The organism is Pseudomonas sp. GW821-FHT02A11 (assembly GCF_059421985.1).
Genome location: NZ_JBWKWB010000017.1, coordinates 40,220 through 53,764, shown reverse-complemented (window position 1 = coordinate 53,764; position 13,545 = coordinate 40,220). Strand labels below are relative to the sequence as shown.

At 61.1% G+C, this 13,545-nt stretch carries 11 protein-coding genes; all 11 read left to right on the top strand.

Annotation, left to right across the window (positions count from 1 at the left end):
- The first annotated feature begins 36 nt into the window (after positions 1-36).
- The 11 genes from iolE to AC07V9_RS21290 all read left to right on the top strand — a co-directional run bounded on the left by iolE (position 37) and on the right by AC07V9_RS21290 (position 13,472).
- Positions 37-957 (top strand): myo-inosose-2 dehydratase, encoded by a 921-nt coding sequence (iolE, locus tag AC07V9_RS21340; RefSeq protein WP_495017627.1) that lies wholly within the window; start codon positions 37-39, stop codon positions 955-957.
- Positions 958-959: 2 nt separating this feature from the next.
- Complete coding sequence (iolB, locus tag AC07V9_RS21335) at positions 960-1,769, top strand: 5-deoxy-glucuronate isomerase (RefSeq protein WP_495017626.1); 810 nt, start codon at positions 960-962, stop codon at positions 1,767-1,769.
- Positions 1,770-1,797: 28 nt separating this feature from the next.
- Positions 1,798-3,297 carry a CoA-acylating methylmalonate-semialdehyde dehydrogenase gene (locus AC07V9_RS21330; RefSeq protein WP_495017625.1) on the top strand — a complete coding sequence of 500 codons (1,500 nt, stop codon included), beginning with the start codon at positions 1,798-1,800 and terminating at the stop codon, positions 3,295-3,297.
- Between the two features lie 168 nt (positions 3,298-3,465).
- Complete coding sequence (gene iolD / locus AC07V9_RS21325; RefSeq protein ID WP_495017624.1) at positions 3,466-5,397, top strand: 3D-(3,5/4)-trihydroxycyclohexane-1,2-dione acylhydrolase (decyclizing); 1,932 nt, start codon at positions 3,466-3,468, stop codon at positions 5,395-5,397.
- Between the two features lie 119 nt (positions 5,398-5,516).
- On the top strand, positions 5,517-6,536 hold the full coding sequence (locus tag AC07V9_RS21320; RefSeq protein WP_495017623.1) for a Gfo/Idh/MocA family protein: 1,020 nt from the start codon (positions 5,517-5,519) through the stop codon (positions 6,534-6,536).
- A 317-nt stretch (positions 6,537-6,853) separates the two neighbouring features.
- On the top strand, positions 6,854-7,087 hold the full coding sequence (locus AC07V9_RS21315) for a hypothetical protein (protein ID WP_495017622.1): 234 nt from the start codon (positions 6,854-6,856) through the stop codon (positions 7,085-7,087).
- Positions 7,088-7,145: 58 nt separating this feature from the next.
- Complete coding sequence (locus tag AC07V9_RS21310) at positions 7,146-8,075, top strand: sugar ABC transporter substrate-binding protein (protein ID WP_495017621.1); 930 nt, start codon at positions 7,146-7,148, stop codon at positions 8,073-8,075.
- An 80-nt stretch (positions 8,076-8,155) separates the two neighbouring features.
- The gene (locus AC07V9_RS21305; protein ID WP_495017620.1) at positions 8,156-9,721 is read left to right on the top strand and encodes a sugar ABC transporter ATP-binding protein; all 1,566 of its coding nucleotides are present in this window, start codon (positions 8,156-8,158) and stop codon (positions 9,719-9,721) included.
- 47 nt (positions 9,722-9,768) lie between these two features.
- On the top strand, positions 9,769-10,791 hold the full coding sequence (locus tag AC07V9_RS21300) for an ABC transporter permease (RefSeq protein WP_495017675.1): 1,023 nt from the start codon (positions 9,769-9,771) through the stop codon (positions 10,789-10,791).
- Between the two features lie 445 nt (positions 10,792-11,236).
- Positions 11,237-11,641 (top strand): TraR/DksA family transcriptional regulator, encoded by a 405-nt coding sequence (locus AC07V9_RS21295; protein WP_495017619.1) that lies wholly within the window; start codon positions 11,237-11,239, stop codon positions 11,639-11,641.
- Between the two features lie 193 nt (positions 11,642-11,834).
- Complete coding sequence (locus AC07V9_RS21290; RefSeq protein ID WP_495017618.1) at positions 11,835-13,472, top strand: methyl-accepting chemotaxis protein; 1,638 nt, start codon at positions 11,835-11,837, stop codon at positions 13,470-13,472.
- The last annotated feature ends 73 nt before the right edge of the window (positions 13,473-13,545 follow it).

The following is a 13,545-nucleotide window of genomic DNA, read 5'->3' as shown; positions in this document are numbered from 1 at the left end:
ATTTTCCAAAGCGACAAGAACAATAAAGGTGCAGCCATGCCCGCTTCCGCAATCCGAATTGGCATCAACCCGATTTCCTGGAGCAACGACGACCTGCCGGCCCTGGGCGGCGAAACCCCGCTGAGCACAGCGCTCAGCGAAGGCAAGGAAATCGGCTACGAAGGTTTCGAGCTCAACGGCAAGTTTCCCAAGGACGCAAGAGGCGTCGCCGACGTGCTCCAACCCTATGACCTGGCGCTGGTGTCGGGCTGGTATTCCAGCCGTCTGGCCCAGCGTTCGGTGGCCGAAGAGATCGAAGCCATCGCCGGTCACGTCGAACTGCTCAAACACAACGGCGCCAAGGTGCTGGTGTACGGCGAAGTCGCCGACTCGATTCAGGGCTCGCGCATTCGTCTGGTGGAGCGTCCGCGCTTTCGCAGCGACAGCGCCTGGCAGGAGTACGCTGACAAGCTCACGGAACTGGCGCGTTTCACCCTGTCCCAAGGCGTGCGTCTGGCCTACCACCACCATATGGGCGCGTATGTCGAATCCCCTGACGACATCGACAAACTGATGGCCCTGACCGGCAGTGAAGTCGGCCTGCTGTTCGATTCGGGCCATTGCTACATGGGCGGCGGCGACCCGCTGCAGGTGCTGCGCAAGCACATTGACCGGGTCTGCCACGTGCATTTCAAGGATGTGCGCAAACCGGTGGTGCAACTGGCGCGCAACAACCTGTGGAGTTTCCCGGACTGCATCGTCAATGGCACCTTCACCGTGCCGGGCGATGGCGACATCGATTTCGCCGCGCTACTGGATGTCTTGCTGCAAGCGCGTTATGAAGGCTGGCTGGTGGTCGAAGCCGAACAGGACCCGGCGGTGGCGCCGAGCTATGTCTATGCCAAGAAAGGTTATGACACGCTGCGCAATCTGCTGGCTGCCGCACAAGAGTCGAACCCTGCACAAAGGAGCCTGTGAACATGAATCTCCTGGTCAAAAGTAACGCCAGCGGCCGCGATGTCGTGGCACTGGGCGAGGGCGTGCTGGAGTACGTCGGGTTTGCCGCGCATCGCCTGAGTGTGGGCGAGCGCCTGCCGGTCAACTCCGGTGACAAAGAGCTGTGCCTGGTGCTGCTCAGCGGTCGGGTCAGTGTCAGCGGCGAAGCGCCGGGGCAAGGCAGCTTCAGCTGGGAAAACATCGGCGATCGGCAATCGGTCTTCGAAGACAAATCGCCCTTCGCCGTTTACCTGCCGCCCTACAGTCAGGCCCAGGTCGTGGCCCTGAGCGCCGTGCAGATCGCCGTATGCGCCGCCCCCGGCGATGCTGCCAAAGACTTGCCTGCGCGCCTGATCAAACCCGATACCATGAAACGCAGCGTGCGCGGCAAGGCGGCCAACACCCGCTACGTCTGCGATATCTTGCCGGACACCGAGCCTGCGCATTCGCTGCTGGTCGTCGAGGTACGCACCCCGTCAGGTCATTCGTCCAGCTACCCGCCGCACAAGCACGACAAAGACGATCTGCCCCACGAGAGCTTTCTCGAAGAGACCTATTACCACCAGATCAACCCGCCTCAGGGCTTCATCTTTCAGCGCGTCTACACCGACGATCGCAGCATCGATCAGGCCATGGCGGTTGAGAACAACGACCTGGTGACCGTGCCCAAGGGTTATCACCCGGTCAGCGTGCCGTATGGCTACGAATCCTATTACCTGAACGTGATGGCCGGGCCTAAACGCGCCTGGCAATTTCACAACGATCCGCAGCATCAGTGGCTGCTGGATCTTTGAGTTCGACGCATTCTTTAAGGAGCAGGCAATGAGCAACGCCCCGATTATCGGCCACTACATCAACGGCCAGGTGCAGGACGCCAGCGAGCGTTTCAGTGATGTGTTCAACCCGGCCACCGGCGCGGTCCAGGCCCGGGTTGCGCTGGCGGAACTGCAAACCGTCGAAGAGGCCGTGGCTGCGGCCCAGGCAGCGTTCCCGGCGTGGGCCGATCAGTCGTCGCTGCGTCGCGCGCGGGTGATGTTCAAGTTCAAGGAACTGCTCGATCAGCACCACGACGAACTGGCCGAAATCATCAGCCGTGAACACGGCAAGGTGTTTTCCGACGCCCGCGGCGAAGTGGTGCGCGGCATCGAAATCGTCGAGTTCGCCTGCGGCGCGCCGAGCCTTTTGAAAAGCGATTTCAGCGACAACATCGGCGGTGGCATCGACAACTGGAACCTGCGTCAGCCACTGGGCGTGTGCGCAGGCGTCACGCCGTTCAACTTCCCGGTCATGGTGCCGCTGTGGATGATTCCCATGGCGCTGGTCACCGGCAACTGCTTCATCCTCAAGCCCTCCGAGCGCGACCCTTCGGCCTCGTTGCTGATGGCGCGTCTGCTCCAACAGGCCGGTCTGCCGGACGGCGTGTTCAACGTCGTGCAGGGTGACAAGGTTGCGGTGGATGCACTGCTGCAACATAAGGGCATCGAGGCGATTTCCTTCGTCGGATCGACGCCGATTGCCGAGTACATTCATCAGCAGGGCACGGCCCACGGCAAGCGCGTTCAGGCGCTGGGCGGGGCGAAGAACCACATGATCGTCATGCCCGATGCCGATCTGGATCAGGCTGCGGACGCCTTGATCGGCGCGGCCTACGGCTCGGCCGGCGAGCGCTGCATGGCGATCTCCATTGCCGTGGTGGTGGGCGATGTCGGCCAGAAACTCATCGACAAACTGCTGCCGCGCATCGACTCGCTCAAAGTCGGCAATGGCATGAACAAGGATTCGGACATGGGCCCGCTGGTCACGGCGGTGCACAAGGCCAAGGTTGAGGGCTATATCGAGCAGGGCGTGAAAGAAGGCGCCAAGCTGATCGTCGACGGCCGCAACTTCAAGGTGCCAGGCGCTGAAAACGGCTTCTTCGTCGGGGCAACGCTGTTCGACGATGTCACTCCCGAAATGACTATCTATAAGGAAGAGATTTTCGGCCCGGTGCTGGGCATCGTTCACGTGCCGGACTTTGCCTCTGCCGTGGCGCTGATCAACGCTCACGAATTCGGCAACGGGGTCTCGTGTTTCACCAGCGACGGCGGCATCGCCCGCGCCTTTGCCCGCAACATCAAGGTGGGCATGGTCGGCATCAACGTGCCGATTCCAGTGCCGATGGCCTGGCACTCGTTCGGCGGCTGGAAGCGCTCGCTGTTTGGCGACCACCATGCCTACGGCGAAGAAGGCCTGCGTTTCTACAGCCGCTACAAGAGCGTGATGCAGCGCTGGCCGGACAGCATTGCGAAGGGCGCTGAGTTCAGTATGCCGACGGCGAAGTAAGCGCTATTCGCCTGCTGGAATGCGATCAACTGTGGGAGCGAATCCATTCGCGAGAGGCCGGCACATCCGAGACACCTACATCGGCTGACCTGTCGCATCGCGAATGAATTCGCTCCCACAGAAAACCCCCTTGATCCGAGACACCTCCCATAAAAACAAGGTGCAAGCATGACCACGACACGATTGACCATGGCCCAGGCCCTGGTGAAGTTTCTCGATAACCAGTACGTCGAAGTCGACGGCGTGCAGAGCAAATTCGTCGCCGGGGTGTTCACCATTTTCGGCCACGGCAACGTCCTGGGTCTGGGCCAGGCACTGGAGCAGGACAGCGGCGATCTGGTCGTGCATCAGGGCCGCAACGAGCAAGGCATGTGCCACGCAGCCATGGGCTTTGCCAAGCAGCACCTGCGCCGCCAGATCTACGCCTGCACCTCTTCGGTCGGCCCGGGCGCGGCGAACATGATCACCGCTGCTGCCACCGCATCGGCCAACCGCATTCCGCTGTTGCTGCTGCCAGGGGATGTCTACGCCAGCCGTCAGCCGGATCCGGTGCTGCAACAGATCGAGCAATTCCACGACCTGAGCATCAGCACCAACGATGCGTTCAAGGCCGTTAGCAAATACTGGGACCGGGTCAACCGCCCCGAACAACTGATGAGCGCCGCGCTCAACGCCATGCGCGTGCTCACCGACCCTGCCGAAACCGGCGCGGTCACCCTGGCTTTGCCGCAAGACGTGCAGGGCGAAGCCTACGATTACCCCGATTCTTTCCTGCACAAACGCGTGCACCGCATCGACCGCCGTCCGCCGACTCAGGCCATGCTCAAGGACGCTTTGACGCTGCTCAAGGGCAAGCGCAAGCCGCTGCTGATCTGCGGCGGTGGCGTGCGGTATTCCGGCGCGGCGGCAGCGTTGCAGGCGTTCGCCGAGCGTTTCGACATTCCATTCAGCGAAACCCAGGCAGGCAAGAGCGCCATCGTTTCGGCGCACCCGCTGAACATGGGGGGCATTGGTGAGACCGGTTCGCTGGCGGCCAACACCCTGGCGCGCGAGGCCGATCTGATCATCGGCGTCGGCACGCGCTACAGCGACTTCACCACCGGTTCCAAATCGCTGTTCCAGAACCCGGACGTGCAGTTCCTCAACCTCAACGTCGGCGCGTTCGATGTGCAGAAGCTCGACGGCGTGCAAGTGCTGGCCGATGCGCAACTGGCGTTGCAAGAGCTGGCCAAGGGCCTTGGCGACTACCGCGCGCAATGGGGTGAAGAGCCTCGCCAGGCCCGCGCGGCGCTGGATGCGGAAGTCGATCGGCTGTACGCCGTTGAATACCAGACTCAGGATTTCGAGCCGGAAGTTCCCGGTCATCTGGACCCTCAGGTACTGCGCGACTTCATCGAAATGACCGGCTCGTGCCTGACCCAAAGCCGCGTGCTCGGCGTGCTCAATCAACAGTTGCCCCACGATGCGGTCATTGTGGCGGCGGCAGGCAGCTTGCCGGGTGATTTGCAGCGCGCCTGGCGCAGCACCAGCGTCGACAGTTACCACGTCGAGTACGGCTATTCGTGCATGGGTTATGAGGTGAACGCCGCACTGGGTGCAAAAATGGCCGCGCCCGAGCGTGAGGTCTATGCGTTGGTCGGCGATGGTTCCTACATGATGCTGCACTCGGAGCTGGCCACCTCGATCCAGGAGCGGCGCAAGATCAACGTGGTGCTGCTCGACAATATGGCCTTCGGTTGCATCAATAACCTGCAGATGGGCAACGGCATGGGCAGCTTCGGCACTGAGTTCCGTTATCGCAACCCGGAAACCGGGCTGCTGGACGGCGAGTTCGTGCCGGTGGATTTCGCCATGAGCGCCGCGGCCTACGGCTGCAAGACCTACAAGGTGAAAACCGTGGAGGAGCTGGAAGCGGCACTGGCCGATGCGCGCAAGCAGAGTGTGTCGACGCTGATCGACATCAAGGTCCTGCCCAAGACCATGATTCACGGTTACCTGTCGTGGTGGCGCGTGGGCGTGGCCGAAGTGTCGACCAGCGACAAGACCGCGGAGGCCTACGAACGGCAGAAAGCGATGCTGGCCAAGGCCCGGAAGTACTGACAAACAACAACCTGTAGGAGCGCGCTTGCCTGCGAATGCGGTGTGTCTGGAACATCGCTAACCCTTGGCACACCGCCGTCGCGGGCAAGCGCGCTCCTACAGGACGAGGAGATGCTCACATGAAAATCGGACTCATCGGCTACGGCAAGGGCGGACGCTTCTTTCACGCCCCGCTGCTGGCCAGCCTCCCCGGCGGCACCTTTGCGGGGGTGGTGACGCGCTCCCCTGAACGCCGCCAGGACCTGAGCAAGGATTACCCCAAGGTCCCGGCCTTCGACACCCTGGCCGATCTGGTCGCGGCCGGCGTCGATGCGGTGGTGATTTCCACGCCGCTGGCGTCCCGTCGGGCGCTGATTCTGGAGGCCATCGAACTCGGTGTGCCCGTGGTCAGTGACAAACCCTTTGCCCCTTCAGCCCAAGACGCCCAAGCGCTGGTCGACGCCGCCGAACGCCGTGGCGTGTTGCTCGGCGTGTATCAGAATCGTCGTTGGGACTCGGACTTTCTCACTGTGCGCAAGCTCATCGATCAAGGCGTGCTGGGCGAAATCAGCCGTTTCGAATCCCGGGTCGAGCGTTATTCGCCGTCTTCGGTGGGCAAGGAAAGCGGCGGCGGCATCCTGCGCGACCTGGGCAGCCATCTGGTGGACCAGGCGCTGCTGCTGTTCGGCCCGGTAACGCGGGTGTATGCGGAACTGGAGTTCGCGACTCCCGAGAAAAAGGTCGATCACGGCTTCTTCGTGTCGCTGATCCATGCCAGCGGCGTGACCTCGCACCTGTGGGGCAATTGCCTGCAAAACGCTCAAGGACCCCGCTTTCGGGTCAACGGCTCGCAAGGCTGCTATACCGTTGAAGGCCTTGATGGCCAGGAGGCGTCGGCCTTGGCCGGGTTGTCGCCCAAATCCGAGGGCGAGCGCTGGGGTGTTGAGGAGCATCGACGCTGGGGCTGGTTCGAACAGGGCGAGCACCGCGAGCGTGTGCCGTCCGAGCGCGGCTGCTGGCCCGAGTTCTATCGCCAGTTACAGAACGCGGTGATGAATCAGGGGCGCAATCCGGTGGATGCCCGCGATGCCGTGGCGTCGGCGAAAGTGCTGGATGCGGCCAGAATCAGCGCGCTGGAAGGGCGGGTTGTCGCGCTGTAACAGGCACGCCGGGTTTAAAAACGGTGGGAGCGAATTCATTCGCGAAAGATGTATCAGGCGACAACCATGCGTTGGCTCGAAAACCCTATCGCGAATGAATTCGCTCCCACCGTGGCCATGTCCAGCCCATCGAGACGCGGTGTCACACAGATAGAAAACGAAAATAGAAATAAATTCTAAAAACGGTTGAAGTAGAAATTATTTTCCAATAGAGTCGTTCTCAGGTTGCCGAATCTCGACGTTCAGACCCGATACCAAGCTGCACGGTCCGGACGAACGAAACAAAAACAAGAAAGCCAAAAAGACAGGTACCGTCGATGAACATTTTCAACAAAGCCGCCAAGGTTCGCCGCTCTGCATCACGTTCTCTGCTTGCTCCCTTCCGTGCGCTGTCGCGCCAGTTCCTCAACCACTCTCTCGACAAAACCTTGGAAACCGTTGCCCGCGTCCTCTGCGTTCAAAGCAGTGGCGTGATGGTCTGCGGTCCGGCGGGCGTGTCGGTGGCGCACTTTCCAAGCCCGAAATTTTCCACCCCTCACAACACGCTCTGAACCGCTGCAGTCGTTAGCCAATTCACTACAACAACAAGAATTTGGAGAAAGACCGTACATGAACACCAAAGCCCATTTTACCTCCCTGGCACTGGCCCTGATGCTCGGCAGCGGCGCCACTCTGGCGGCCGATCTGAAAATTGGCGTGGCCATGTCGCAGTTCGATGACACCTACCTGACCTATATGCGCGAAGACATGAGCAAGAAGGCCAAGGCAATGGGTGACGTCGACCTGCAATACGTCGATGCCCGCAACGACGTCAACAAACAGCTCGACCAGATTCAGGAGTTGATCGGCAAGAAAGTCGACGCCCTGATCGTCAACCCGGTGGACACCGCCGCTACCGGGCGCATCACCAAGGCAGCCACCGCTGCCGGGATCCCGCTGGTCTACGTCAACCGCCGTCCTGATGATCCGAAGCTGCCTGAAGGCGTGGCGTCAGTGACCTCTGACGACAAGGAAGCCGGTCGCCTGCAGGCGCAGTACATCGCCGACAAGCTCGGCGGCAAAGGCAGTGTGGTGATCCTGCTGGGCGAGCTGTCGAACAACTCGACCCGCGACCGCACCGAGGGCGTCAAAGAGGTCCTGAAAAAATTCCCGGACATCAAGATTGCCGAAGAACAGGAGGGCGCCTGGGGTCGTCAGAAAGGCATGGACATCACCAACAACTGGCTGACCCAGGGTCGTGATTTCAGCGCCGTGCTTTCCAACAATGACGAAATGGCCATCGGCGCGTCCATGGCGCTGAAGCAGGCGGGCAAGAAGCAAGGTGACGTGCTTGTAGCGGGTGTCGACGGCACGCCGGACGGCCTGGCCGCCGTCAGGAAGGGCGACCTGACCGTGTCGGTGTTCCAGGACGCCAAAGGGCAGGGCGAGGGTTCCATCGACGCAGCCGTGAAGCTGGTGAAGAAGGAAGCGCTGCCGCAACAGGCCATCGTGATCCCGTTCAAGCTGATCACCCCTGAAAACGTCAGCACCTTCAAATAACGTTCACACCACGACAACTGACCGGACGCAGAGGCGGGCCATTCCCCTCTGCTCCGACGTCACGTGAGGAGCCTGTGACCATGTTCGCTTCTGCTACTGCTTCCACCGTCCAGGCCAGCGCAACCGCCGACCTTGCGACCACCCCCGCCGAGCATCCCTACCTGCTGGAAATCACCAATATCAGCAAAGGCTTTCCTGGCGTGGTGGCGCTGGACAACGTGCAATTGCGCGTGCGTCCCGGCAGTGTGCTGGCGCTGATGGGCGAAAACGGCGCGGGCAAGTCCACGCTGATGAAAATCATTGCCGGCATCTACCAGCCGGACACCGGCGAGATTCGCCTGCGGGGCAAACCGGTGGTGTTCGAATCGCCGCTGGCGGCGCTGCAATCAGGCATTGCGATGATTCACCAGGAACTCAACCTGATGCCGCACATGAGCATCGCCGAGAACATCTGGATCGGTCGCGAGCAGCTCAACGGGCTGCACATGGTCGACCACCGCGCCATGCACCGCTGCACCCAGGAGCTGTTGGACCGGCTGCGCATCAACCTCGACCCTGAAGAACACGTGGGCAACTTGAGCATCGCCGAGCGGCAGATGGTCGAGATCGCCAAGGCCGTGTCCTACGACTCCGACGTGCTGATCATGGACGAACCGACTTCGGCGATCACCGAGAAGGAAGTCGCCCACCTGTTCTCGATCATTGCCGACCTGCGCGCGCAGGGTAAGGGCATCATCTATATCACCCACAAAATGAACGAAGTGTTCGCCATCGCCGACGAAGTGGCGGTGTTTCGAGACGGTGCCTACATCGGCCTGCAACGTGCCGACAGCATGGACGGTGACAGCCTGATCTCGATGATGGTCGGTCGTGAACTGACACAGCTTTTCCCTGAACGTGACACACCGATTGGCAAGCTGTTGCTGTCGGTGCGCAACCTGTCTCTGGACGGCGTGTTCAAGGGTGTGTCGTTCGATCTGCATGCGGGTGAGGTGCTGGGCATCGCCGGTCTGATGGGCTCCGGGCGCACCAACGTTGCCGAAACCATTTTCGGCATCACGCCCTGCACGGCAGGTGAAATTCAGCTCGACGGCTTGCCGATCAAGGTCAGCGACCCGCACTTCGCCATCGAGAAAGGCTTCGCCTTGCTGACCGAAGACCGCAAGCTCAGCGGCCTGTTTCCCTGTCTTTCGGTGCTGGAAAACATGGAAATGGCGGTGCTGCCCCATTACGTCGGCAATGGCTTCGTGCATCAGAAAGCATTGCGCGCCCTGTGCGAAGACATGTGCAAGAAACTGCGGGTCAAGACGCCGTCGCTGGAGCAGTGCATCGACACGCTGTCCGGTGGTAATCAACAGAAGGCCTTGATCGCACGCTGGCTGATGACCAACCCGCGGGTGCTGATTCTCGACGAGCCGACCCGCGGCATCGATGTCGGCGCCAAGGCCGAGATCTACCGGCTGATCTCGTTGCTGGCCAGCGAAGGCATGGCGGTGATCATGATTTCCTCCGAACTGCCGGAGGTCCTGGGCATGAGTGACCGGGTCATGGTCATGCACGAAGGCGAAATGATGGGCACCCTCGACCGCGCAGACGCGACCCAGGAGCGGGTGATGCACCTGGCGTCCGGCAACTCGATCCACTAAAGGCCAATGGCCCTTTAGAGGGCGTAGAACAAGAGGCACATATGAAGATGAACGCGATACTGGAAAACAAACCTGCCTTGGCACCGACCAAGCACAAACGCCGGATGCCCACCGAACTGAGCATCTTTCTGGTCCTGATCGGTATCGGTCTGATCTTCGAGATCTTCGGCTGGGTGGTGCGCGATCAGAGCTTTCTGATGAACTCCCAGCGTCTGGTGCTGATGATCCTGCAGGTGTCGATCATCGGCCTGATCGCTATCGGCGTGACCCAGGTGATCATCACCACCGGCATCGATTTGTCATCAGGCTCGGTGCTGGCGCTCACGGCGATGATAGCCGCCAGTCTCGCGCAATCGTCGGATTACACCCGCGCCGTGTTTCCGTCGCTCACTGACCTGCCGGTATGGATACCGATTGCTGCCGGGCTCGGGGTGGGGCTACTGGCCGGGGCGATCAACGGCAGCATCATCGCCATCACCGGGATTCCGCCGTTCATCGCCACCCTGGGCATGATGGTGTCGGCCCGGGGCTTGGCGCGCTTTTACACCGGCGGCCAGCCTGTGAGCATGCTCAACGATTCCTACACCGCCATTGGTCAGGGTGCGATGCCAGTGATCATCTTCCTGGTGGTCGCGGTGATCTTTCACATCGCCCTGCGCTACACCAAATACGGCAAATACACCTACGCCATTGGCGGCAACATGCAGGCGGCGCGCACCTCGGGGATCAACGTCAAGCGTCATCTGGTGATCGTCTACAGCATCGCGGGTCTCTTGGCGGGCCTGGCCGGCGTGGTGGCCTCGGCACGGGCGGCGACAGGGCAGGCGGGCATGGGCGTTTCCTATGAGCTGGATGCGATTGCCGCCGCGGTGATCGGCGGTACTAGCCTGGCCGGGGGCGTCGGGCGGATCACCGGCACCGTGATCGGCGCGCTGATTCTCGGGGTCATGGCCAGCGGATTTACCTTCGTGGGGGTCGACGCCTATGTACAAGACATCATCAAAGGGTTGATCATCGTCGTCGCGGTGGTCATCGACCAATACCGCAACAAGCGCAAGCTCAAGCGCTGAGGATTCGAGAAACACCGACAAAGGGCCTGATTCAGGGCCCTTTTCGTTTTTCCATGGGTTGAACCCAAATGGAGATGATCGGTCAGAGACCGTCTTCAACGATTCCTGTAGGAGCGCGCTTGCCCGCGATGAAACGATGATGCGGCACGCCCGACGAACTGGGCTGTTTCTATCGCAGGCAAGCGCGCTCCTGCGCAAACGTTGCGCAGCAATGAATGGAAACACCCGTTTGGCTCAACACCGCCGGGGATTTGGGGGCTTGTTGAGCGAATCTTGTTCAATTATGTTGCCGAGTACGAACCCCGGCCTTAGACTGCCGCCCCTCGTAAATTGAGTGCCAGGTGGCGCTTGGCGACGACGGCGCGGATGATCTCGTTACATTTTACGATCGGGCCAAGGCGCTCCCTTGATTCGCCTTAATGCACGTTTTTTTATAGAGAAATCAATGACCAAGGAAAAGTTGCTGGCGATGCCGGCCGATGACTACATGAACGCCGAGCAGCACGCTTTCTTCCAGGAACTGCTGCAGGCCATGAAAGTGGAAATCCACGAGCGCATCGAGCAGAGCCGTATCGCTATCGAAAGCCTGGACAGCCCGGCTGACCCTGCGGACGCCGCTTCGGTTGAAGAAGAGCGTCACTGGTTGGTGAACGCCATCGACCGCGACCAGCGTATGCTGCCGCAGCTGGAAATGGCCCTGACCCGTATCGCTGAAGACACCTTCGGCTGGTGCGATGACAGCGGTGAGCCTATCGGCCTGAAGCGTCTGCTGATCAGCCCGACCACCAAGTACTGCATCGAAGCCCAGGAACGTCACGAACAGATCGACCGCCACCAGCGTCAGGCCTGATTCGGTAACGTGACTCAAATGCCCGATTGCCTTCGCCGAGGCCGTCGGGCTTTTTGTCGTCTGCAGTTTGTGTAAAAACGCCTGACCCTTTTCGCAGAAAATCCGACCGACTACCACCTTCGGCTCATGGCGCATGGCCGTTATCTGACGTTTAATGCTTGCAAAATAATGATAAGCAGGGTGGGTCAAGGATATGGCTGCTAACGCAAGTTACCCAGGGACGCTTTCCCCTAAAACACCCGCGGCGGTCATTGTCGCGCCCGCCGCAGGCGCTCACTGGCTGACGACTTCGCTGCAGAGTCTTGCACTTTGCCTGCTGTTCGCCGCCATGGCCTGGGGCGACGCATCGATATACCTCTGCTTGCCGTTGGGCTTGCTGGCGCTGTGGCTGCCTCGTCTTTTGACGTTTCGGGCAGCGGTCGCGCCGGTCGCGCAGCAGGATGACGCCCTGGAGCGCCTGACCCGCGACCTGTCGCGCAGTACCAGCCATAACGCGCTGTCCGCTGCCGATGTGGCGTTTTCGGTCAGGCAACTGGCGAGCCGGTTGCAGTCTCAGGTCGATGCCGCCGAACAGATCGTCAGCAGCGCCGATGTGATGATCACCACCGAGCGCGCGACCTCCTCCCTCAGTCAGCAGGCCTTGAGCGCTGCCAGTGAAGTGCGCCAGAGCAGCGATGCGGGCCTGACCGTGCTCAATGATTCCATCGCCTTGATGCACCAGCTCAGCGAGCGCGCTGACAGCAGCCGTCAATTGATCGAGGCTTTGAGCCAGCGCAGCGAAGACATTCAGCGGGTTACGGCGGTGATTCAGTCGATCGCCAGCCAGACCAACCTGTTGGCGCTCAATGCCGCCATCGAAGCCGCACGGGCCGGTGAACATGGCCGAGGTTTTGCCGTGGTCGCCGATGAAGTGCGTGGCTTGGCAGGGCGCACCGCGACAGCCACGGGCGAGGTTGGGCAAATGGTTGCCGACATTCAGCAGCGCACCGCCCAGGTGGTCGAACAGATTCGCCAGCTTTCCGGTGACCTGAGCGGTGGCGTGGCGCAGGTTGAAATGACTGGCAGCCAATTGGCGAGCATCGCGCAACTGGCGGCGGGCGTTGAAGGGCAGGTCAGCGAAATCGCTTCGGGCGCTGAAACCAACCAGACGCAGCTGAGCAGCCTGTTCGTTGCGGTCGAGCAGATGCGCAGCGACCTGGCGATCAGCGATGACCAGACCCGTCAATTGGCGAAATCCGCCGTGCAGATGGAAGGGCAGGCGGAGAGCATCAGCGAGCGCCTGGCCCAGGTCGGGCTGGATGACTATCACCAGCGTATCTACGACCTGGCGCGCGAAGGCGCCAGCCGCATCGCCCAGCAGTTCGAGCAGGACATCGACCAGCGCCGCGTGAGTCTGGAAGACCTGTTCGACCGCAGTTATCAGCCCATCGCCAACACCTCGCCGGTCAAGTATCAGACGCGGTTCGACCGTTACACCGATCAGGTGCTGCCCGCCATTCAGGAGCCGTTGCTGAGCCGTCACGAAGGTCTGGTATTCGCCATCGCCTGCACGCCGCAAGGTTATGTGCCCACTCACAACCAGGCGTTCAGCCAGCCACTGACGGGAGACGCGGCTGTCGACACCGTGCACAACCGCACCAAGCGCAAGTTCGAGGATCGCACCGGGATTCGTTGCGGCAGCCATCAGCAACCGGTGTTGCTGCAGACTTACACCCGCGATACCGGCGAGCTGATGCACGACCTGTCCGTGCCGATCATGGTCAAGGGCAGGCACTGGGGCGGTTTGCGCCTGGGCTACAAACCTGAGGGTGGAACCGGCAGGCAGGTCTGAAGGCGAGCTGCCGATAACGGAGCGCCAGGCCAGGGCGTGCGCTCCGTTAATGCGACTAATCAATGGGGTGAAT